Annotated in this window: 23 protein-coding genes; 19 read left to right on the top strand and 4 right to left on the bottom strand. The window is 41.4% G+C overall.

The genetic code is table 11. The features are described 5' to 3' along the window. Window positions 1-63: 63 nt before the first annotated feature. From DWA30_RS04200 to dnaG, 4 genes are all read left to right on the top strand, one after another. Entirely contained in the window at window positions 64-627 is a 564-nt protein-coding gene (locus DWA30_RS04200) for an RNA polymerase sigma factor (RefSeq protein WP_114491291.1), read from the top strand. Then, window positions 614-1,378, top strand: a complete 765-nt coding sequence (locus tag DWA30_RS04195) for a hypothetical protein (protein ID WP_114491290.1) — start codon at window positions 614-616, stop codon at window positions 1,376-1,378. Before DWA30_RS04200 ends, DWA30_RS04195 begins: the two co-directional genes overlap by 14 nt. Before the next feature lie 53 nt (window positions 1,379-1,431). Further along, window positions 1,432-2,490, top strand: a complete 1,059-nt coding sequence (locus DWA30_RS04190; protein WP_114491289.1) for a hypothetical protein — start codon at window positions 1,432-1,434, stop codon at window positions 2,488-2,490. Window positions 2,491-2,610: 120 nt separating this feature from the next. Further along, window positions 2,611-4,572 carry a DNA primase gene (dnaG, locus tag DWA30_RS04185; protein WP_114491288.1) on the top strand — a complete coding sequence of 654 codons (1,962 nt, stop codon included), beginning with the start codon at window positions 2,611-2,613 and terminating at the stop codon, window positions 4,570-4,572. Window position 4,573: 1 nt separating this feature from the next. Here the strand turns inward: dnaG and DWA30_RS04180 are convergent, their stop codons facing one another. Together DWA30_RS04180 and nadE are read right to left on the bottom strand one after the other, a co-directional pair. Then, window positions 4,574-5,206 carry a response regulator gene (locus DWA30_RS04180; RefSeq protein WP_114491287.1) on the bottom strand — a complete coding sequence of 211 codons (633 nt, stop codon included), beginning with the start codon at window positions 5,204-5,206 and terminating at the stop codon, window positions 4,574-4,576. A 161-nt stretch (window positions 5,207-5,367) separates the two neighbouring features. Then, window positions 5,368-6,156 (bottom strand): NAD(+) synthase, encoded by a 789-nt coding sequence (gene nadE / locus DWA30_RS04175; protein ID WP_114491286.1) that lies wholly within the window; start codon window positions 6,154-6,156, stop codon window positions 5,368-5,370. A gap of 108 nt (window positions 6,157-6,264) precedes the next feature. On the opposite strand from nadE, the gene gldB reads away from it, so the two are divergent. Genes gldB through DWA30_RS04160 form a run of 3 tightly spaced genes read left to right on the top strand, consistent with a single transcriptional unit; the run spans window position 6,265 to window position 7,921 of the window. Next, a complete protein-coding gene (gldB, locus tag DWA30_RS04170; protein ID WP_114491285.1) occupies window positions 6,265-7,221 on the top strand; it encodes a gliding motility lipoprotein GldB in 957 nt (318 codons plus the stop codon). Then, window positions 7,218-7,556 (top strand): gliding motility protein GldC, encoded by a 339-nt coding sequence (gene gldC, locus DWA30_RS04165; RefSeq protein WP_114491284.1) that lies wholly within the window; start codon window positions 7,218-7,220, stop codon window positions 7,554-7,556. Before gldB ends, gldC begins: the two co-directional genes overlap by 4 nt. Beyond that, window positions 7,556-7,921, top strand: coding sequence for a GTPase (locus DWA30_RS04160; protein WP_114491283.1), 366 nt, complete (start codon window positions 7,556-7,558; stop codon window positions 7,919-7,921). The genes gldC and DWA30_RS04160 overlap by 1 nt, the downstream gene beginning before the upstream one ends. On the opposite strand, the gene yihA is transcribed toward DWA30_RS04160, so the two are convergent. Continuing rightward, window positions 7,896-8,501, bottom strand: a complete 606-nt coding sequence (yihA, locus tag DWA30_RS04155; RefSeq protein ID WP_114491282.1) for a ribosome biogenesis GTP-binding protein YihA/YsxC — start codon at window positions 8,499-8,501, stop codon at window positions 7,896-7,898. The genes DWA30_RS04160 and yihA overlap by 26 nt on opposite strands. 9 nt (window positions 8,502-8,510) lie before the next feature. Continuing rightward, on the bottom strand, window positions 8,511-9,275 hold the full coding sequence (locus tag DWA30_RS04150; protein WP_114491281.1) for an alpha/beta fold hydrolase: 765 nt from the start codon (window positions 9,273-9,275) through the stop codon (window positions 8,511-8,513). A 201-nt stretch (window positions 9,276-9,476) separates the two neighbouring features. Here DWA30_RS04150 and mraZ point away from each other — a divergent pair, with 201 nt between their 5' ends. From mraZ to ftsA, 12 genes are all read left to right on the top strand, one after another. Further along, the gene (mraZ, locus tag DWA30_RS04145; RefSeq protein WP_114491280.1) at window positions 9,477-9,947 is read left to right on the top strand and encodes a division/cell wall cluster transcriptional repressor MraZ; all 471 of its coding nucleotides are present in this window, start codon (window positions 9,477-9,479) and stop codon (window positions 9,945-9,947) included. Then, window positions 9,934-10,830: a 16S rRNA (cytosine(1402)-N(4))-methyltransferase RsmH gene (gene rsmH, locus DWA30_RS04140; RefSeq protein WP_114491311.1), complete on the top strand. Its 897-nt coding sequence runs from the start codon at window positions 9,934-9,936 to the stop codon at window positions 10,828-10,830. Before mraZ ends, rsmH begins: the two co-directional genes overlap by 14 nt. An 84-nt stretch (window positions 10,831-10,914) precedes the next feature. Continuing rightward, entirely contained in the window at window positions 10,915-11,232 is a 318-nt protein-coding gene (locus tag DWA30_RS04135) for an FtsL-like putative cell division protein (protein ID WP_114491279.1), read from the top strand. A gap of 4 nt (window positions 11,233-11,236) precedes the next feature. Continuing rightward, the gene (locus DWA30_RS04130) at window positions 11,237-13,237 is read left to right on the top strand and encodes a PASTA domain-containing penicillin-binding protein (protein ID WP_114491278.1); all 2,001 of its coding nucleotides are present in this window, start codon (window positions 11,237-11,239) and stop codon (window positions 13,235-13,237) included. Further along, entirely contained in the window at window positions 13,234-14,697 is a 1,464-nt protein-coding gene (locus DWA30_RS04125) for a UDP-N-acetylmuramoyl-L-alanyl-D-glutamate--2,6-diaminopimelate ligase (protein ID WP_114491277.1), read from the top strand. The genes DWA30_RS04130 and DWA30_RS04125 overlap by 4 nt, the downstream gene beginning before the upstream one ends. A gap of 1 nt (window position 14,698) precedes the next feature. Next, the gene (mraY, locus tag DWA30_RS04120; RefSeq protein WP_114491276.1) at window positions 14,699-15,931 is read left to right on the top strand and encodes a phospho-N-acetylmuramoyl-pentapeptide-transferase; all 1,233 of its coding nucleotides are present in this window, start codon (window positions 14,699-14,701) and stop codon (window positions 15,929-15,931) included. A gap of 1 nt (window position 15,932) precedes the next feature. Further along, complete coding sequence (murD, locus tag DWA30_RS04115; RefSeq protein WP_114491275.1) at window positions 15,933-17,270, top strand: UDP-N-acetylmuramoyl-L-alanine--D-glutamate ligase; 1,338 nt, start codon at window positions 15,933-15,935, stop codon at window positions 17,268-17,270. 9 nt (window positions 17,271-17,279) lie between these two features. After that, window positions 17,280-18,470: an FtsW/RodA/SpoVE family cell cycle protein gene (locus DWA30_RS04110; protein WP_114491274.1), complete on the top strand. Its 1,191-nt coding sequence runs from the start codon at window positions 17,280-17,282 to the stop codon at window positions 18,468-18,470. Further along, window positions 18,457-19,551, top strand: a complete 1,095-nt coding sequence (gene murG, locus DWA30_RS04105) for an undecaprenyldiphospho-muramoylpentapeptide beta-N-acetylglucosaminyltransferase (RefSeq protein WP_114491273.1) — start codon at window positions 18,457-18,459, stop codon at window positions 19,549-19,551. Before DWA30_RS04110 ends, murG begins: the two co-directional genes overlap by 14 nt. Window positions 19,552-19,573: 22 nt before the next feature. Then, window positions 19,574-20,926 carry a UDP-N-acetylmuramate--L-alanine ligase gene (murC, locus tag DWA30_RS04100; protein WP_168421732.1) on the top strand — a complete coding sequence of 451 codons (1,353 nt, stop codon included), beginning with the start codon at window positions 19,574-19,576 and terminating at the stop codon, window positions 20,924-20,926. Beyond that, window positions 20,916-21,632 (top strand): cell division protein FtsQ/DivIB, encoded by a 717-nt coding sequence (locus DWA30_RS04095; protein WP_114491271.1) that lies wholly within the window; start codon window positions 20,916-20,918, stop codon window positions 21,630-21,632. The genes murC and DWA30_RS04095 overlap by 11 nt, the downstream gene beginning before the upstream one ends. A gap of 4 nt (window positions 21,633-21,636) precedes the next feature. Next, a complete protein-coding gene (gene ftsA / locus DWA30_RS04090; protein WP_114491270.1) occupies window positions 21,637-22,965 on the top strand; it encodes a cell division protein FtsA in 1,329 nt (442 codons plus the stop codon). Window positions 22,966-23,018: the final 53 nt, after the last annotated feature.

The following is a 23,018-nucleotide window of genomic DNA, read 5'->3' as shown; positions in this document are numbered from 1 at the left end:
AAGCGTAAAAATGCGAATCTCTAAGTATCTAAATTACTGTTGTGCTAAATCCATTTATGTAAAATGAAATTAGTTTCACTGCATAAGAATTATAAAAGCCTTATCGTTAAAGCAAATAAGGGCAATAGAAAAGCACAACATGAGCTTTTTGAAATGTTTGCTGCTAAGATGATGAGTGTATGCAGACAGTATATGAAGAATTCGCAGCTGGCCGAAGAAGTAATGTTAAGTGGTTTTCTAAAAGTTTTTACTCACCTAAGCACTTTTACAGCCGAAGGGAGCTTCGAAGGCTGGATACGACGCATTATGGTTAATGAATCTATTTCTAGGCTTCGGAAAGAGAAGAAGTTGGTGTTCACGAACGAAACTGAACTTGAAAATTCTCTCGAACATGTGGCTTATATAGAAACGGCATTAGCGGTAGATGAGATACAACAACTTATAGATGCTATGCCCGATGGCTATAGAACGGTCTTTGTACTGTACGCGGTAGAAGGTTATAAGCATAGCGAAATTGCCGAGCTGTTACATATTAGTGAAAGCACTTCTAAGTCGCAGCTGTACAAGGCGCGTAAATTATTACAATCAAAAATTAAGAAAAACAACATTCATTATGGCACCCATTAAATTAGAAGAAAATATTAGGGAACAGCTTCAAGAGCGCGAAATACAGCCTTCCGCTAATGCCTGGAATGACTTGGAAGCAAAACTGTCCAAACAAGACGAGAGAAGACCTTCCTACCTTTGGTGGGGAGTTGCCGCCAGCATCGCTGCTGTTTTAATAGTTGGAAGTTTGCTCTTTACTGCTTCGGAAAATCCTTCGAATGAACTCATAGTAGAAGAATCCATTCCCAAGAACAGCGAAGTAGAGCAAAATATCCAAGACATGCCAGTACAACGAACCGCGCAAGAATTAGCAAGCGAAGAAACTGTTTCCGAAGCACCACAAAAAGAACTTATAGCTGTGGATACACCAACACGGGAAATAGCAAAAAACAACGAACAGAAGGGTGACACCACTAAGTCAGGCTCTAATGCTATACAAAAACTGCCTAAGAAAGAAGCACGGGTTGCTGCGATTGACAAAAATAGAAATGCTGAAGATGCTAAAGTAGCAGAGGTGGTAGCACAGGTAAAGGCGCTTCAAGAATCAAACAGGATTGTTTCGGCCGAAGAGGTCGATATGTTATTGGCAACAGCACAAAAAGAACTTCAAACGGCTCGTATTCTAGACGAAAATACACAGAAAGTAGATGCTACGGCGTTATTGCAAGAGGTCGAATTTTCACTCGAGCGTAGTTTTAGGGATAAGGTCTTTGATGCGCTGGGCAACGGATTTGAAAAAATACGCACCGCAGTGGCCGAACGAAATAATTAATACCAATTTATTCATCAATCACGCTTTTAAGAAAGCACAAAATTTCGAACATTATGAAAACCATTATTTTTTATGCCGCATTAGCGGTATGCATCCTAGCCATGTCTAGTTTGTATGGACAGGAGAACAACAACGCTACTATAACGCTATTAAAACAGTCTAGGGAACAGGTGATAGCTGAAGAGAAAGAGGCCTTGACCAAAGAGGTCGAAACGGTCAATCAGCGATTAATGAACAACGAGATCTCGCAAGAAGAGGCCGATACGCTAAAACAAGAGGCTGCCGAAAAGCGAGCGTTGAATATCGAGAATCGGTTGGCGATCATCGATAATAAAATTGCCTTGTTAGAACGCAATGCCTCCCAAACCGGCGAGGACGAAGATTCGGGCTTTGTATTTAGTATTGGTAGAGCCGGAGAAGACGGCCGATCCACTTTTTACATCGGGCCAAAAAATAAACCCGTACAATATGATCGTCGCACCTACAGTGATCTCGTATTTGCAGTGGGACTAAACAATGTTATCACCGAAGGGGAATCACTCGACGATTCCGATTTTAAAATTGGAAGCAGTCGATTCGCAGAATTAGGATGGGCTTGGAAAACCCGTGTATTTAAAGAGAGCAATTGGCTGCGAATAAAATACGGATTCTCGTTTCAGTTCAACGGATTAAAGCCTACAGATAATCGATATTTTGTGGATACCGGAGATCAAACCGAGTTGCAAGAATTTCCGATGGATCTGGATAAATCAAAATTTAGAATGGACAACCTCGTGTTCCCGGTGCATTTTGAAATTGGACCTTCTAAAAAGATCGAGAAAGAGAATTATTTTCGTTATGATACTCACAATCAAATAAAATTAGGACTGGGCGGATATGCCGGTTTTAATCTTGGGACTCGGCAAAAGCTCAAATTCGAAGATGACGGTGAGGATGTAAAACAAAAGCTAAAAGGAAATTACAACACCAATAATTTTGTATACGGTCTTAGTGCTTATCTGGGTTGGAGAGATACTGCCCTCTACATTAAATACGACCTCAATACGATCTTTAAGGATAACCCTTTAGAACAGCGAAATGTCTCACTTGGTTTACGCTTCGATATGGATTAGTCACCCGAAACCTTGTAATTTGAAAAAGGCTTCTACGAAACTAGAAGCCTTTTTTATTGAAATTACTTGATCGCTTGGCCTGTTTTTTCTGAATAAATTCACATCTTTGAAACAGTAAATATGATTGCAAAAACCACCATAGATAGTGTTTTCGAAGCTGCTCGCGTAGAGGAGGTGATCGGCGATTTTGTACATTTAAAGAAGTCGGGTAGCAACTTCAAGGGATTAAGTCCGTTTAGCGATGAGCGCACTCCAAGTTTTATGGTATCCCCTGTAAAACAAATTTGGAAAGATTTTTCGAGTGGTAAAGGTGGAAATGTGGTTGCATTTTTAATGGAACACGAACATTTTACGTATCCTGAAGCCATCAAGTACCTCGCAAAAAAGTACGGGATCGAAATAGAGGAGACCCAACAATCCAGTGAGCAAAAAGCACAGGCGAACGAGCGTGAAAGCTTGTATCTAGTAAGCGAATTTGCAAAGAAATATTTTCATGCCACCCTTTTAAAATCGGAAGAAGGCAAGGCCATTGGGTTATCGTACTTTAAAGAACGCGGCTTTACACAGGAGACTATTGAAACCTTCGAGTTGGGATATTCGCCCGATTCGTGGGACGCTTTTACAAGTCATGCCCTAAAAAAGGGGTATAAATTAGAATATCTTGAAAAGACAGGTTTAACGATCGTAAAGGAGGAAAAACAGTTTGACCGTTTTAAAGGCCGAGTGCTATTTCCGATTTTAAGTATGAGCGGTCGGACACTCGGGTTCGGAGGGCGTATTCTTCGGAATGATAAAAAAGCTGCAAAATATCTGAATTCACCCGAAAGCGACATTTATCACAAAAGTAAGGTCTTGTACGGTATATATCACGCCAAGCAAAGCATTGCTAAAGAGGATCGATGTTACCTGGTTGAAGGATACACCGATGTCATTCAATTTTACCAGCGTGGAATAAAGAATGTGGTGTCTTCATCGGGTACCGCACTTACCCCGGAACAAATTAGATTGATCAATAGGCTCACCCAAAACATTACAGTGCTGTTTGATGGCGATGCTGCGGGACTTCGAGCATCCCTTCGAGGGGTAGATCTTATCTTGGAACAGGGAATGAATGTCAAGATCTGTACCTTCCCGGAAGGAGAAGACCCCGATAGTTTTGCAAGATCAAATTCGCTCGAAGAGCTTACTTTGTTCCTAGAGGAAAATTCGAGGGATTTCATCAATTTTAAAGCGTCTTTGTTGGCTTCGGAAGCCAAAGATGATCCCATTAAAAAGGCCGATACCATACGAGATATGGTGGTAAGTATTGCGAAGATTCCCGATGTTATAAAACGAGAGGTTTATATTAAAGAATGCTCTCGTATTATGGACATTAGTGAAGCGGTTTTGTTCGATACCCTAGCGCAATTACTTCAGAAGGAAAAAAGAGATGCAGCTAAAAAGCAGAAGAAAGACTATAAACCAATGGGTGTGGTTCCTGCTGATAAGAAACCCGTAAAAAAGGTCGATGTACAGTATGAACTCGAACGAAAGATCATTGAGATCTTATTGCTGTACGGTAATAGTGAAGAAGAGTTCGAAGACTTGATCCTTGAAGCGGATGAAGCAGGCAATATTACCTTTAAACCCGAAACGGTTACCGCTCGAGTTTTTGAAAAGATCTATTTAGATCTTCAAGACGATGAGATCGAATTTGCGAATGAAGATTTTAAATCATTGTACTTTGAGATCATCAATCGTTTAAATCAGGAGCAGCAACTTCAGGTAGATGCGTTTGTAAATGAATTGCAACCTGAAAAAGCATCGGCCATTACCGATATTTTGATGGAAGAAGAAAAGTATCAATTGCATCAGTGGGAGACCAAAGAGATCTATGTAAAACAAAAGCAACATTCGATTTCACAAATGGTTAGCGAAACGATCTTGAACTTACGAAGAGAGTTGTTGGCACAAAAAATAAGTGAACTTTCCGAAGCAATGAAAGAAGGAGCGAGCGAAAACACTCAAGATCATCTACAGGATATCGTTGATTATATATCCCTTAAAAAAGTACTTTCCGAAAAATTGAGGAGGGTGCTATAAATTACCCAAACTGGAACATACGCGACTGGTGGATCAAATCTGCCAAATTATCCACCTTTAATTTTTTAAGTAAGCGAGTTTTATAAGTGCTTACCGTTTTTTCATTGATGTTAAGTGCATTGGCGATGTCCTTGTTGCGTTTTCCGCTTGACAGTAAATTAAGTACTTCGATCTCACGTGAGGACAATTTCTTGTATCTGCTAATGGCACTGGTTTCGCCAACATTTCGACTTGTAAAGGTAGAAGTAAGTTCTTCGTTAAGAAAGATACCGCCTTTGGCAATCTGTTTTAATGCTTTAAGAAATACCTTGGTCGAAGCGGTCTTAGGTACGTATCCGGCTGCACCCGATTTGATTGAACGCAGCGCGTAAATTTCTTCGGGATGGGTTGAGAATATCAATACACGCATGTTAGGGAATTCATTCTTGATTCCGCGCAACGCATTAATGCCGTTAATTTGTGGCATGTCTATTTCCATAACCAGAATATCTGGTTGGTGTTCGTGAAGGCTTTTGTATAGTTCAGATCCGTTATTGGCTTTTGCTACGATAGAAAAATCGTTGTTCTTCTTAAGCATGCAGCTAATGCCTTTTCTTGTTACCGGATGATGATCTGCAATGATTATTTTTTTCATCTTTTGTGCTTGGTCTTAGTATTAAAAACTTAAAACGCGAGGGGATGTTTTAAGCGAGAGGTTTTTTGTAATACTTATACTACAAATCAAAACTAAAAAAAAGATAAAAGAGTACGTCGTAAATTCGTTCAACTTCAAGAAAACTCGTTGAAAAACGAATATTATTTTAAAATTAACGGGATTTCGCAGACAGGTATCGGTTTCATCTTATGTTGATTGGCAGAATTGAGTCGTTTGTAGATCTCAAAAACGGTTTTTTCCCTACCGGAAAAGTCATCAATTTGTTTACCTTCATCCATCATTTTCATCGCCCATTCGAGTTCATCGTAGCTTGCGCCAATTTGATCCTCATCGGTACGGCTGTCTCCAAATAATCCGTCGGTGGGTGCTGCTTTAATGATCGAACTTGGCACTTCCAAGGCACGCCCAATTTCGTACACTTCACTTTTAAGAAGATCGGCTATTGGACTAAGATCTACCCCGCCGTCTCCGTATTTTGTAAAGAATCCAACACCAAAATCTTCCACCTTATTCCCTGTGCCCGCAACCAAATAGCGATGTAGTCCAGCAAAATAATACAATGTCGTCATGCGTAGTCTTGCACGAGTATTTGCTAAACTTAGATCGAGATAAGCGTCGTTCTGGCTAGCCGGGAGCTGCGATTTAAAACCTTCAAAAACAGGAGTTAGATCTACCCGCACATCGCTTACATTAGCGAACCGCTTTTTTAATTGTGAAATATGCTCTTGAGCACGAGTAACCTGACTTGGTGCTTGGTGTATGGGCATTTCTACGCAAAGGGTGCGCAATCCTGTTTTAGCACAAAGAGAGGAGGTGACCGCCGAATCGATCCCGCCGCTAATGCCCAATACAAATCCTTCCATTTTTGCGTTAGTAGCATATTCTTTTAGCCAATTTACAATGTGATCTATAACTTTTTCGGTCTGCATTTAATGGGTTTTTGTGCTTTATAATAATACCTTTGCACAACAAAAATAAGCCAAAAGTAAAATTTATAAAAGCGAATGACGTTAAACACTTGCCAAATAAAAGCAACTATGAAATATTTCTCCTTACTGCTTACAATACTGCTTCTTTTTGCATGTGATTCGAAAAGTAAGGTCGAACAAGAGATCGAAGAGATTCCTGTCGAATTCGATATTATGCGATTCGATAAAGAATTCGATGCGACCACTCCGGAGACACTTGCTTCTATTAAGCAGAAATATCCGGTGTTCTTTCCAAGACAATTCCACGATAGTGTTTGGATAGCTCGTATAAACGATACCTTACAACAGCAACTAAACGATGAGGTACAGGCTATATTTCCTTCCGAAGAAAAACTAGAAGACGTCTTACATCCTTTGTTCCAACATATTAAGTACTACATACCTCAATTTGAAGTGCCCACAGTGGTCACTACCACCTCCGATGTCGATTACCAGAACAAGGTGATTGTGGCCGATACCTTATTGGTTCTCGGGCTAGATACATATTTAGGGTCAGAGCATCCATTTTATGTGGATATAAACCGCTACATCGCAAAGAATTTAAAAGAGGAGCAGCTAGGACCCGATGTTGCTTCTGCCTATGCGCGTCAACTAATAGCAAAACCCAGACAGCGATCTTTCTTGGCGCAAATTATTTACTTCGGAAAAGAACTTTACTTAAAAGATCTTTGGTTGCCGGAGGCCACCGATGCAGCCAAGATTGGCTATAATGAAGAAGAAATGCAATGGGCACAGGACAATGAGACCGAGATTTGGCGTAATTTTGTTGAAAACGAAATTCTTTACAGTACGAACCCCAAATTAGGGGCGCGATTTATAGCGCCGGCTCCGTTCTCAAAATTTTATTTGGAGATCGACAACGAATCACCCGGAATGATAGGTCGATTCGTAGGTTGGCAGATCGTACGCGCCTATATGGAGAATAACGATACTTCGGTAGAAGAATTATTGCGAACTCCGGCCGATGTAATCTTTAAACAGTCAAAATATAAACCCAAACGATAATGGCAGCACATACTTCAGAAATTAAAATTAAAGTAGCTCTAGACGAGAATAAAGTTCCTGAAAAACTACATTGGACCGCTCCCGATGGTGGTGTAAATAATGAAGAAGCAAAGGCGATATTCCTTTCGGTTTGGGACCATAAAACACAAGAGTCGCTCCGTATCGACCTTTGGACAAAAGACATGCCTTTAGACGAGATGAAAGTGTTTTTTCATCAAACCTTAAGTGCCATGGCAGACACCTTTCAACGAGCTACAAACGATGAGAAGATGAGTGCAACAATGCGGGATTTTTGCGATTATTTTGCAGAAAAACTAGAATTAAAGCGCGAATAATGCGCCTTATATTCGTGTACAATGCGACTTCGGGCAAACACAACGCTGTGTTAGACTCACTTCGGAAAATTGCCAATCCAACGAATTACGATTGTTCCTTATGCACACTTACCTATGGTGTTTTTTCAGAAAAGAAAACGTGGAAGCGCTTTCGAAAGCGTTTCGATCTTGAAATGGAATTTTTACACAAGGATGAGTTTTTGAAACAATTTAGGTCTAAATGGTTGCCGAAATATACATTTTCCGTGGTGCTTTCAGAAAAGAATAATGAATTACAACTCTTTATTTCTTCGGAAGAGTTAACAACTTTTGAAGATGTTTCAGAATTAATTGAAACAATTAAATTGAGGGCAGGTCAGTATTAATTTGATCGATATACTGAAGCAGTTCGTCACGTCCCATAGCACTACTCGAAGAAGTGATAAAATAGGGCGGCATTATTTCCCAGCTTTCTAACATTTTTTGTTCGTATGCCTTGATGTTTCGTTCAAGTGCTTTTGGTTTTAGCTTATCGGCTTTGGTAAAGACAATGCTAAACGGAATCTGATTCTCGCCCAAATACTGCATAAACTCCAAATCGATAGGTTGTGGCTCATGACGGCAGTCTACTAACACAAAGGCGAGTACTAATTGTTGCCTTTTTTCAAAGTATTGGGTTATAAATTTTTGAAAGGTCTTTTTTGCCTTTTTAGACACGCGTGCGTACCCATACCCCGGCAGATCGACCAAGTACCACTGTTTGTTGATGATAAAGTGGTTAATGAGTTGTGTCTTTCCCGGGCGTCCCGAGGTCTTTGCCAAGCTCTTGCGTTGCATGAGCATATTGATGAGTGAAGATTTCCCCACATTCGACCGACCAATAAAGGCGTATTCGGGCAAACGGTCTTTAGGACATTTAGCAACATCACTGTTGCTCATAACGAATTCGGCTGATTTGATCTGCATATCGTGCGCTTAATACCCTCGTTCTTCTAACCAAGCATAAAGCAGCTTGTTAAAAGTGTGTGGGTGTTCCATCATGGCAGCATGACCACATTTGTCGATCCAGAACAGAGAGGAATCGGGAAGAAGCTCATGAAATTCATCGGCTACTTGGGGTGGTGTAACATTGTCGTTCTTTCCCCAAATAATGCACGTTGGTGTCTCCATATTAGGAAGGTCCTTTGCCATGTTGTGACGAATGGCACTCTTTGCGATAGCAAGCGTTCTAATAAGCTTGTTGCGGTCGTTTACAGTTTCGTACACATCGTCAACGATCTCTTTAGTTGCCACTTTTGGATCGTAAAAAACATTTTCTGCCTTCTTTTGAATATAGTCACGGTCACCCCTTTTTGGATAACTTTCTCCCATGGCACTTTCGTATAGGCCGGAGCTCCCGGTGATGACCAAGGCTTTAATTTTCTCGGGATAGAGTTTTGTGCATAAAAGTCCAATATGTCCTCCAAGGGAATTTCCTAACAAGATCACCTCGTTATAACCCTTGTGGTCGATAAAATCTTTTACATACTTGGCGAAGTTCTTCACATTCGTCTTAAGTACCGACATTTTGTAAATAGGTAGTTCCGGAATGAGCACCTTGTATCCTTTTGCGGGGAAAAAATCGGTAACACCATCAAAATTACTAAGCCCGCCCATAAGACCGTGGAGTATAATTATTGGGGTGCCTTCGCCTACTTCTAAGTAATTAAATTTTCCTTCTTTCTTGAGTTGATTAGCCATTGAGTTAACTGCAATTAACAAAAGCAAAAGTACACAAATTTATTTCATGGTTCTAAAATGATTTAGAGTCCTTGCTTAATTCAAAACCTCAGAATGAGTCGTACGGTGGTAAAACTTATCAACAATGTGGTAAAAAGTGGGAAAAAGTGGTAAAACTTATTTATATTTGGTTTTATAATTTTTGGAATCGGCAAATTCATAATGCTCAATTTAATAGGTACATACGAGTGTAAGGCAGACGCAAAAGGGCGTGTTATGGTGCCTGCTCCGCTTAAAAAACAACTCACTCCGGTAATGACCGACGGATTTGTAATTAAGCGCGCAGTGTTCCAGCCTTGCTTAGAGGTCTACCCAATGCAAGAATGGAATTCGTTAATGCAAAAGATGGGGCAATTAAACCGATTCAATAGAAAGAACAACGACTTTATCCGTCGTTTTACTGCAGGTGTGCGAACTGTAGAATTAGATGCTACCGGCCGCATCAACATACCTAAGGACCTGGCTTCCTTTGCCGGAATAACAAAAGAAATTGTGATCTCTTCTGCGATTAATATCGTAGAGATTTGGGATAAAGATAAATATGAACAAGCCATTAATGACGCTGCCAACGATTTTGCAGATCTGGCTGAAGATGTAATGGGAGATGCGAATGATACTAATGGAATATCATAATCCGGTATTATTAAACGAAACAGTTGACGGACTCAACATTAAACCCGACGGTGTATATGTAGATGTTACGTTTGGCGGTGGCGGCCACTCCCGAGAAATACTTGAACGTCTTGGTGACGATGGAAAGCTTATCGCTTTCGATCAAGACAAGGATGCGCTTGAGAATGCTATCGATGACCCTAGATTTTTGTTGCTTCACGAAAATTTTAGGTTTCTCAAGCGCTTCTTACGTTTTAATGGCTATAAAGAAGTTGATGGGGTTTTGGGCGACTTCGGGGTTTCTTCACATCAATTCGACGAGGCAGATCGAGGCTTTTCAACTCGATTTGAAGCCGATCTCGACATGCGTATGAACCAAGGCAGCAGTTTTTCTGCCTACGATGTTGTTAATAAGTACGAGGAGTCCAAATTGCGATCGGTATTATTTCAGTATGGCGAATTGCGAGCTGCAGCCGGAATGGCACGTGTTATAACCGAAGCGCGCCAACAAAATGAAATTAAGTCGAGCGCACAACTCAAGAAAGCACTGGGACGATTTTTACCCAAACATCGAGAAAATAAAATACTGGCGCAGGTATATCAGGCAATTCGCATTGAAGTTAATCAGGAATTGGATGCCCTTAAAGAATTTTTGATGCAAACCCAAGAAGTTATTAAGCCTGGTGGACGCCTAAGTCTTATAAGCTACCATTCGTTGGAAGACCGATTGGTAAAACGATATATGCGTAACGGACTGTTTGAAGGAGAGCCCGAAAAGGATGTCTTCGGAAGAGTAGAAGTTCCCTTTAAGCCGGTTGGAAAATTCATTATTCCTTCCGAAGAAGAAATAGAACAAAACAATAGAGCGCGCAGTGCAAAATTGCGAATTGCTCAAAAATTATAAGTAAAATCCTTCCGGAAGCGATCGAATAAACGGGAGGTAGATAACTTGAAGCGTTAGTGCTTTCAAATATCAAAGTGTATCGAAATGAAGAAGAATATTTACAACATCATTAAAGGTAAGTTTCTGGTTAGCGACGATGCGCTAAAGAATTGGAGGTTCATCATTTTTCTTTCGCTTTTGGCTTTAGTCATGATTGCAAGTTCGCATACAGCCGATCGAAAGGTGCATCGTATAGCCAAGTTGAGTAACGATGTGAAGGAATTAAAAAGTGAATATCTAGATGTGAGGAAGCGACTCATGCAAAGCAAAATGGAAAGCAAGATAACGGCAGCCATGGCAAAAAGAGGATTAGCGCCTTCAGTCACGCCGCCGCAAATTATAAAGATTAAAACAAAAAAGTGATACGGTGCCAATAGAAGAAAAGAACATATTAAACCGTTTGTACTTTATCGCCGGATGTATGTTCATCTTCGCGATCCTCATTGCATTGAAATTGGGCGATATTCAATTTATACAGGGGGAGGACTACCGCGCTCTTGCCGAAAAGAACACCACTAAGAACTTTACCATACCTGCCAACCGTGGCAATGTGTATGCCGATGACGGCAGTCTTATTGCCAGTTCGGTCCCAAAATACGACATACGTTTTGACGCAGTTACAGTGGCAGCTAGCGATTTCAAAGAACAGTTAGTGCCATTGTCGAACGAATTATCCAAGTTATTTGGAAAGCCATCTTCGTATTATCAAAATGTGTTTAGAAAAGCACGGGCTAATAAGAATAGGTACTTGCTAGTGGCAAAGAACTTAGGATACTCAGATTATATTCGAGTAAAAAAGATGCCTTTGTTCAATAAAGGACCTTACAAAGGAGGGATCATCGTAGAACAACGTACCGTTCGAGAGCATCCTATGGGTAAAATTGGCGAACGCTTGGTGGGGAATGAAGACCGAAACAATCCGGGGTACTACGCTGTAGGATTAGAAGGGGCATTTCATAAATATTTAAGCGGTAAAGAAGGAAAGCGTTTAAAACAAAAGATCGCAAAAGGGCAGTGGAAGCCAGTTTACGATGAGAACGAAGTGGAACCACAGGACGGTTATGACGTGATCTCCACCATCAATGTCAACATACAAGATATCGCACATCACGCTTTATTAAAACAGCTGGAATACTACGAGGCCGATCACGGTTGTGTAATTGTGATGGATGTAGCTACTGGAGCGATCAAGGCAGTGTCTAACTTGGGGAAAAGTAGAAATGGGAATTACTACGAACGCTTTAACTACGCTATTTGGGAATCTATTGAACCCGGATCCACTTTTAAGACCGTTGCTATGACCGTGGCTTTAGAAGATAAGGTAATAGATACGGCGACAGTGGTCGATACCAAAACCGGGCGTGACCGTTTTTACGGTCGGTATATTTCAGATTCGAAGCGTGGTGGCTTCGGAAAGATCTCGGCAGCGAGAGCGTTAGAGGTCTCGTCAAACATTGGGCTAGCAAGATTGATCGACGATGCCTATAAGGACAATCCGAAGCGATTTACCGATAAGATAAAATCTTGGAATTTACACAAGCCAATAGGGATTCCTATTAAAGGCGAGGGACATCCTGTTATTCCCGAACAAGGGGATGCTCGTTGGAGCAGAAATGCGTTGCCTTCTATGGCCTATGGCTATAACTTGCAAATGACGCCGCTTCAAATATTGACATTCTATAATGCCATAGCCAACGACGGCCGAATGGTCAAACCGCAATTCATAAAAGAAATACGTGCCTGGAACAAGCAAATAGAATCCTTCGACACCGAAGTGATCCATGAACAGATCGCTTCCGAAGAAACCATTAAGAAGATACAGGCCATCTTAGAGAACATTGTAAAGCGGGGTACAGGAAAGACGTTGTATTCAGAATATTTTTCAATGGCAGGGAAAACAGGAACGGCAAGAACCGAATATGCCGAAGCCGATTGGGAAGAAAACCCGCGTTATGTGTCGTCGTTCGCAGGTTATTTTCCGGCAAATAACCCAAAATATTCTTGTATTGTAGTCATACATAAGCCAAGTACAAAGAAAGGGTATTACGGTGCCGACGTGACCGGTCCGGTATTTAAGCGTATAGCACAAAAGATCTTTACCGATTCGCCACGTATTGCAGAGATCGATGAAGTAAATGCGGCCGATCCAACCATTGAAAAAGACTACGAAACCTATTTCAAAAAAGCACAGACGCGATATCAAAAGATTCCTGATGTAATCGGAATGGCAGGCATGGATGCTGTGTCTATACTCGAGAATTTAGGCTTACGCGTAAAAATAGTTGGAAACGGCACAGTAGATAGTCAGTCGATCCCTTCTGGCGCCAAGATAGAACAAGGAACACAGATCGTACTAAATTTATCATGATCGTATTAAAAGACATATTGTACAAGGTAACCCTCGAAAAAGTTGTGGGGAACACCTCTGTGGCGATTCGGAATATTGAGTTCGATTCACGAAAGGTTGGATTGAACGATGTGTTCGTGGCCATTCGTGGAACGGTTTCAGACGGACACGATTACATTAAAAAGGCTTCAGAAAAAGGTGCAATTGCAATTATTTGTGAAGCACTTCCGGAGTTGATCATTAACGGAATCACCTACGTGCAGGTTAATGATACCCAACAGGCACTTGCGATGATGGCGGCCAATTTTTACGATAACCCTTCCGAAGAAATCAAGGTAATAGGGATAACCGGGACCAACGGAAAGACCACCATTTCTACCTTGCTTTACGATCTGTTTACGAAGGCCGGCTATGAAGTAGGGTTGTTGTCTACGGTAAAGATAAAAGTAGGTGCCACAAGTTTTAAGGCCACGCATACCACACCCGATTCGCTCACAATTAACAAGTATTTGCGCGACATGGTAGATGCGGGTGTTACCTTTTGTTTTATGGAGGTGAGTTCGCACGGCATTCACCAAAAAAGAACAGAGGGAATCCATTTCGCCGGTGGCATCTTTACCAATCTGTCGCATGACCATTTAGATTATCATACCGATTTTAAAGAATACCGAGATGTAAAAAAGGCATTTTTCGATCAGTTGCCAAAATCGGCCTTTGCACTTGTAAATACCGATGACAAGAATGGGCGTGTCATGATACAGAACACCGATGCCAAGCCTTATGCGTATGCGTTAAAATCGATAGCCGATTACAAAGCTCAAATTCTAGAGAACCAGTTTAGTGGACTGCTTCTGAAAATCAATAACAATGAACTTTGGGTAAAACTCATAGGAAGCTTTAACGCCTATAACCTACTTGCGATTTATGCCACTGCCGATCTTTTGGGCTTAGAAACCATGGAAACGCTACAGTTAATGAGTACGTTGGAAAGTGTAGACGGTCGTTTTCAGTATGTGGTTTCTCCTTCGGAAATAACCGCAATTGTAGATTACGCTCATACACCCGATGCACTCAAGAATGTATTGGAAACCATAAACAATATTCGAAGTGGTAATGAAGAACTAATTACGGTGGTAGGTTGTGGCGGTGATCGGGATGCAACGAAACGTCCAAAGATGGGGGCTATTTCGGCCGCCTTAAGCACGAAAGTGATCTTTACAAGCGATAATCCGCGAACAGAAGACCCCGAAGCGATCATTGAGGCGATTGAGAAAGGTGTTCCCGCAGAGCATTATAAGAAAGTAGTATCGATTACAAATCGCAAGCAAGCGATCAAAACGGCCTGCCAAATGGCAACGTCTAAAGATATAATCTTGATCGCCGGTAAGGGTCATGAGACCTACCAAGAGATCAACGGCGAGCGATTCGATTTCGATGATTTTGCGATAGTAAACCAAATGCTAACTGCGCTAAATAAATAATATGCTGTACTATTTGTTCGAATATTTAGAGAAAGAATATCAGATGCCAGGGGCTAGTTTGTTTGGTTTTATAACCTTCCGTGCAGCCTTATCGGTTATACTTTCCCTATTTATTGCGACCGTTTACGGTAAAAAGATCATTGACTATCTGCGCAAACAGCAAATAGGAGAAACGGTTCGGGATCTGGGCTTAGAAGGACAGAACGAAAAAGCAGGGACCCCGACTATGGGTGGACTAATAATTATAATCGCAACACTAATTCCAGTATTGCTATTCGCTAAACTGGATAACATCTATGTTATCATGTTGGTGGTGACAACGATCTGGATGGGTATGATAGGCTTTATCGACGATTATATAAAGAAATTCAAGAACGATAAAGAAGGATTGGCCGGCCGGTATAAAATTGTCGGGCAGGTCGCACTCGGAATCTTTGTGGGAGCAACCATGTATTTGCATCCCGACATCACCGTTAAACGAGAAGTCGTGAATCCGGTGAGCAGTACGGAGGCAATTACACAAAATTCTCCACGTGAGTTCCTTCCTGAAGAAAAGACCTTGTTAACGACGATCCCATTTGTTAAAAAGAACGAGTTTAATTACGAAAGTTTGATCACTTGGGCCGGCGAAAACTACAAAGGCTATATCTGGATCATTTTTATTCCTATCGTAATATTTATAATAACCGCAGTTTCTAATGGGGCCAACCTCACCGATGGAATCGATGGACTCGCCGCTGGGTCTAGCGCTATCATCGGGCTCACATTAGCACTGTTCGCATGGGTATCGGGTAACGTGGTGTTTTCCGATTACCTGAATATCATGTATATCCCCAACACCGGTGAGATGACCATTTTTATTACAGCTTTTGTTGGGTCACTCATCGGTTTTTTATGGTACAACACCTATCCGGCGCAAGTCTTTATGGGCGATACAGGAAGCTTGACCATTGGTGGGATCATTGCCGTAATTGCGATCGCGGTTCGGAAAGAATTATTAATCCCTATTCTCTGCGGAATCTTCTTAATGGAAAATCTCTCTGTTGTCATGCAGGTAAGTTGGTTTAAATATACCAAGAAGAAATTCGGAGAAGGCAGGCGGATATTTAGAATGTCGCCTTTACATCACCACTACCAAGTAAAAGGATTTCACGAAAGCAAGATCGTTACGCGGTTTTGGATCGTTGGGATCTTCTTGGCCATCCTTACCATTGTAACCTTAAAAATTAGATAAGGTGGCAAAGCGGTTGGTGATATTGGGCGGTGGTGAAAGCGGAGTAGGTACCGCGATCTTGGGCAAGAAAAAACAATATGAAGTCTTTGTTTCCGACTTCAATAAAATAAAGGAAACCTATAAACAAGTTCTTATACATCATGAGATTGAATGGGAAGAAGGAGGACACGATGAAGAGCGAATTCTCTCGGCAGATGTCGTTATGAAGAGCCCGGGCATACCCGATACGGCACCGATCGTAAAGAAATTGATCGATGGGAAAGTTGCTGTAGTTTCTGAGATAGAGTTTGCGTCCCGATTTACCGATGCCAACCTTATTGGAATTACAGGAAGCAATGGCAAAACAACTACCGCGACGCTAACCTACCAATTGCTAAAAGACGGTGGGTTGAATGTTGCTCTAGGAGGTAATATTGGGAAAAGTTTTGCCGAGTTGGTAGCTGTAGAAACATACGAGCATTTCGTATTGGAGCTAAGTAGCTTTCAGTTGGACGGGATTGTCGATTTTGCTCCGCATATTGCAGTCCTTACCAATCTAAGCCCCGATCATTTAGATCGCTACGACAACGATTTTCAGAAATACATCGCATCAAAGTTCCGTATAACGAAAAATCAAACGGCGGCAGATTATTTTATTTACGACGCCGATGATGCAGAAATCGTAAAGTGGCTTAAAGATCATCCCATTACAGCTCAACAATTGCCTTTTTCAGTAACAAAAGAACTGAAACAAGGCGCTTATATAAAAGAAAAAGAATTAATACTAACAGTTAATAACACAAAAATCACTATGCCAATCGCAACACTAGGATTACAAGGACAGCACAACCAGAAGAACGCCATGGCGGCATCTACCATTGCGACCTTACTTAAAATTAGAAAAGCAACCATACGCGAATCCTTATCAAGCTTTCAAGGCGTTGAACACCGACTCGAAAAGGTGTTGAAGATCAACAATGTGATGTATATCAACGATTCCAAAGCGACCAATGTAAATGCAACTTTTTATGCTTTAGATAGCATGGAAGCACCTACCGTTTGGATAGTAGGAGGAGTGGATAAAGGAAATGATTATACAGAGTTGTTGCCCTTGGTCAACGAAAAAGTGAAAGCGATTATCTGCTTGGGAGTCGATAATGAGAAGATCACACAGGCCTTTGGAAATGTCGTAGACCTAATGATCGAAACCCAATCGATGGAACACGCCATTCAAGTAGCCTATCGAATTGCCGAAAGAGGGGATAACGTTTTATTGTCACCTGCTTGTGCCAGTTTCGATCTTTTTGAGAACTACGAAGATCGTGGTCGTCAATTTAAAGAAGCAATAAGAAAGTTATAATATAAACGCATGCGAAGTATATTTAGCAACATAAAAGGAGACAGAGCTATTTGGGCGGTTGCGGGCCTATTGGCATTATTCTCATTCTTACCTGTGTATAGTGCCAGTAGTAATTTGGCCTATCTGTACGGTGATGGGAGTACGTTTCAATACTTGCTAAAACACTTTGCGCATCTGCTACTAGGGTTTGCCATTTTGTACGGGATACACAAGATTCCATTTCATTATTTTAAGGGGCTCTCAATTATTGCCCTTCCCATTGTGGTCATACTGTTGCTGTTAACGATGGCAGAAGGGACCACTATCGAGGGTGCCAATGCAAGTAGATGGATACGGGTGCCTTTTGTTGGTGTTACGTTTCAAACTTCTACCTTGGCAGCAGTGGTATTATTGGCCTATGTGGCGCGCTACTTGTCAAGAATTAAAGATAAAACGGTAACATTTAAAGAAACCTTACTCCCACTTTGGGTGCCGGTTTTTATCATATTAGGACTCATACTGCCTGCCAATTTTTCTACCACTGCCATAATTTTTGCCATGGTGGTCGCCTTGGTGTTCGTTGGTGGTTATCCATTGCGGTATCTAGGTATCGTGTTAGGCGCAGGATTGGTGTTATTTACCTTGTTTGTTCTTACGGCTAAAGCATTTCCCGAAATGTTTCCTAATAGAGTTGATACCTGGACAAGTCGAATAGAGAGCTTTACCGACAAAGAAGATACGGAAGCCGATTACCAAATTGAAAAAGCTAAGATTGCGATCGCTTCAGGAGGTATTACCGGTCTAGGCCCCGGTAAAAGTGTTCAAAAGAACTTCTTGCCACAATCGTCATCCGATTTTATTTATGCCATAATTGTAGAAGAATTTGGCTTATTAGGCGCTTTGTTTTTACTGTTTTTGTACATGTTGCTATTATTCCGAATTGTAATTGTTGCGCATAAATCAAGTTCGCTCTTCGGAAAGTTACTCGTTATTGGAGTTGGACTGCCCATTGTGTTTCAAGCCTTGATTAATATGGCAGTTGCGGTCGAATTATTTCCGGTAACAGGACAAACATTGCCCCTTATTAGTAGTGGTGGAACCTCCATTTGGATGACCTGTCTCGCCTTGGGAATGGTATTAAGTGTGAGCGCAAAACGAGAGATCGTAAAGAAAGAACAAGAAGAAGAGAACCCCTTAGATATTTTAAGTGAAGCACTATAAATTCATAATAAGTGGCGGAGGAACCGGCGGGCATATTTACCCGGCGATCGCGATTGCGAACGAATTAAAAACGCGTTATCCGCAATCGGAATTTCTATTTGTGGGTGCCAAAGACCGTATGGAAATGGAAAAAGTACCCCAGGCAGGATATAATATCGAGGGACTGTGGATCTCGGGGCTGCAGCGTACGTTGAGTTTTAAGAATCTCATTTTTCCATTTAAGCTCGTCTCAAGCTTGTTGAAGTCGCGTAGTATACTTAAAAAATTTAAGCCGGATGCTGCAATTGGGACAGGTGGTTACGCAAGTGCACCACTGTTACGAGTCGCTGCCTCCAAGAACATTCCATGTCTTATTCAAGAACAAAACAGTCACGCCGGTATAACGAATAAATGGTTGGGAGGGAAGGTAGACCGTATCTGTGTTGCATATACTGGAATGGAAGCTTTCTTTCCTTCGGAAAAAATAGTATTAACAGGAAACCCGGTACGCCAAGACTTGCTCGATATTTCACAGAAAAGAACAGAGGCACAAGTATTCTATAAACTAGATACCAATAAAAAGACAGTGTTGGTGCTTGGCGGAAGCCTGGGTGCGCGTCGTATAAATCAGTTGATCGATGCATCCTTGTCTTTTTTCAAGAAAGAACAAGTACAACTCATCTGGCAATGCGGCAAGTTGTACGAGGCAGACTATATGCCCAGAAATGGAGGTTGTAGCCAGGTACATCCTTTTTTAAATAGAATGGACCTGGCCTATGCTGCTGCCGATATTATTATTTCAAGGGCCGGAGCCTTATCGGTTTCTGAGCTGTGTTTGGTAGGAAAACCGGTAGTGTTTATTCCCTCACCAAATGTAGCAGAAGATCATCAAACCAAGAATGCTATGGCAATTGCAGCAAAGAATGCTGCGTTATTAATAAAAGAGAGCGAATTGGAAGAACGGTTCGTTCCCGAATTTTCAGAATTAATACGTTCCGAAGAACAACAAAAACAATTGGGGGCGAACATTAAAAAGTTGGCCAAACCCAATGCGGCTCGAGATATTGTGAATCAAATTGAAGCAATTATAAATAAAAAATAAAATCGCCTTTTATAAGTAAGTGATCGATCTAAAAAACATACAAACTTTTTACTTTGTCGGTATAGGAGGTATTGGCATGAGCGCTTTGGCTCGCTATTGTAAGAGCTTGGGTAAGACGGTCTATGGGTACGACAAAACACCAACCGAACTTACCGAAACACTTATAGCAGAGGGGCTTCCCATCACTTTTTTAGATGTGATCTCTGAAATACCAGAAACAGTAGTAAACAATAAAAATACCTTGGTTGTATACACCCCGGCAATTCCAAAGGCGAATGTCATTTTAAATTATTTTATTTCTGAAGGTTTTTCCGTAGTAAAAAGAGCTGCCTTACTTGGTTCTATTACAAAGCATTCACGCTGCTTGGCCGTGGCAGGAACTCATGGCAAAACAACAACTTCTGCTATTCTAGGGCATTTGCTGGCTACTTGCGACATGCCTGTTACTGCTTTTCTGGGTGGCATCGCAGAGAACTACAATTCGAATTTTATTAGTAATGGCACCGAGATCACGGTGGTCGAAGCAGACGAATTCGATCGTTCCTTCTTACAACTATCTCCAGATATTGCGTGTATCACTTCTATGGACGCAGATCATTTGGATATTTATGGCGATGTTGATGAAATAGGGTCGGCTTTTCGCGAATTTGCGCACCTAGTCAAAAACTCAAATTCACTACTCATAAAAAAAGGGCTGCCACTTGAAGGAAGTACTGTTGCGATTGCTTCGGAAGCCGACTATCAGGCTAAGAACATTAGAATTGAAGATGGTGGGTATTGCTTCGATCTAAAAACACCGAGCCTCACTATAAATGATTTAACGTTCTATCTGCCCGGTCATCATAATCTTTTTAATGCAGTAACCGCGATGGGTATGGCCTTGCTAGTTGGTGCACCGGTTGAACAATTACCTAAAGCGCTTGCCTCTTTTAAAGGGGTGAAACGAAGGTTTTCGTATAAGATAAAGCAGGATGATCTTGTGCTAATAGACGATTATGCGCATCATCCTTCTGAGATTGATGCGCTGTACCAAGCAGTTTCGGAAATGTATCCTGAAGACCAAAAGCTTATCGTCTTCCAACCGCATTTATTTAGTCGTACCAGGGATTTTGCAGATGATTTCGCAAAGAGCTTAGCAAAATTCGATGAAATTTTGTTGTTAGATATTTATCCGGCGCGCGAACTCCCTTTAGACGGAGTTACATCGCAATGGTTGTTGGAAAAGATACCTTCGGAAAACGTACAACTGCTAACGAAAGAAGAATTGGTATCTCACATGTCCAAATCAGGTTGTAGAATACAGCTTATGGTAGGAGCCGGAGATATTGGTGCAGAGGTTTCAGAAGTAACTAAAAAATTGAGTCATGCGAGTTAATTGGGACCTCATAAAATTTGTGATCGTAGGTGGGCTCGTTGTGTTCTTATACAGCTTCACCAAGCAACGAAACCAAGCGCGAAATTTAACAAAGATAGAGATTGATTTTCTTGATGATAATCCGCCGTTTATCACTAGAAATACGGTTAATAAATTGTTAATACAAAATAACGATAGCGTTACGAGCATCGGCAAAGAAACTTTAGTTTTGAATGAGATGGAATCCCGCTTGTTGGAAAACCCCATGATTCGTGATGCTGAGGTGTTTATAACCGTCGATGGAGTCTTGGGAGCTACTATCGAGCAACGCAAGCCGATAGCTAGAGTTGCGGCATCGCCGAATTATTACCTAGATGCCGATGGAAAGAAGATGCCGTTGTCATCGGTGTACACGGCAAGAGTGCCATTGATCACTGCAGCTTCCACATTACAATTTGATCGCATTACCCCAATGCTTTTGAAGTTGCATGAAGATGAGTTTATGAAAAGCAGTGTGATCGGGTTGCATGTAAAAAGGGATGGGAATATCGTATTGCGATTAAGAAAACACGATTTGAAAGTGTTCTTCGGAAAGCCTAGCGCCATCGATAAGAAGTTTCAAAACTTTAAGGCTTTCTATAAAAAAACTAAAATGGATAAAATGCTGTCGGAATACGCCTCGGTTAATTTAGAATTTGGAAATCAGGTAGTAGCCACAAAAAAATAGGGCAATGGAAAAAGAGAACATCGCTGTAGGATTAGATATAGGAACCACTAAGATCGTTGCCATGGTCGGTAAGCAAAACGAGTATGGTAAAATGGAGATCTTGGGCATTGGCAAATCGAAGAGCTTAGGAGTACACAGAGGCGTGGTGAATAACATTACACAAACCATTCAATCGATTCAACAGGCTGTGCAAGATGCAGAAACGGCGAGTGGAATGAAGATCGAAGAAGTGGTTGTGGGAATCGCCGGACAGCACATTCGTAGTTTGCAGCATAGTGATTACATCACGAGAAGTAATAGTGACGAAGTGATCGATGAAGCCGATATTGATAGGTTGTGCAATCAAGTGCATAAGCTGGTTATGTTGCCGGGAGAGGAAATAATACATGTGTTGCCACAAGATTTTAAAGTAGACGGACAAGCCGAGATCAAAGAGCCCATTGGGATGTACGGGGGACGATTGGAGGCGAATTTTCACGTGGTAGTAGGGCAAGTAGCCTCTATCAAGAATATAGGACGCTGCGTAAAGAGCTCCGATCTCGAATTATCTGGGATTACGTTAGAACCGCTTGCATCGGCAAACGCAGTATTGAGCAGAGAAGAAAAAGAGGCGGGAGTCGCTTTAATCGATATTGGTGGAGGGACAACCGATCTGGCCATTTTTAAAGATGGGATCATTCGCCATACGGCGGTTATCCCATTTGGAGGCAATGTGATCACAGAAGACATCAAAGAAGGATGTAGCATAATTGAGAAACAAGCCGAATTATTAAAAATAAAATTTGGTTCTGCTTGGCCCGGTGAGAATAAGGACAACGAGATTGTCTCCATACCGGGATTACGAGGACGAGAGCCTAAAGAGATCACACTGAAAAACCTGTCTAAGATTATTCATGCTCGTGTGGTCGAGATCATAGAACAAGTGTATTTAGAGATCAAGAATTATGGTCACGAAGAACAAAAGAAAAAACTTATTGCCGGTATCGTGTTGACAGGAGGCGGTTCTCAATTGCAACATTTAAAGCAATTGGTAGAGTATATCACCGGAATGGATACCCGTATTGGCTATCCAAACGAACACTTAGCAGGCGATAGTGACAGCGAAACTACCAGTCCGATGTACGCTACTGCGGTTGGCTTGGTTCTTAATAGTTTGGAAACTAGAGAACGTGCTAAGTCTAAGCATAAGGCCTATGAAGCAGCAGAATCTGAAGCAACTCCTCAGGAGATGGAAGCTAGTGAAAATGAAGAAGCACAAGCGCCTAAAGAGCGAAAACGCTTTTTTGATAAATGGGCTGAAAAGTTCAAAGAATTTTTAGACAATGCCGAATAACAGAACGCAATTGCAGCAAACGTGCAATTAGACAAATAATAAAACGAATATTT

Origin of the sequence: Candidatus Ulvibacter alkanivorans, assembly GCF_003333325.1 — a bacterium.
GTDB lineage: Bacteria > Bacteroidota > Bacteroidia > Flavobacteriales > Flavobacteriaceae > Ulvibacter_A > Ulvibacter_A alkanivorans.
Note: the sequence above shows the minus strand (reverse complement) of the source record. Positions and strands in the feature narration are given on the sequence as shown.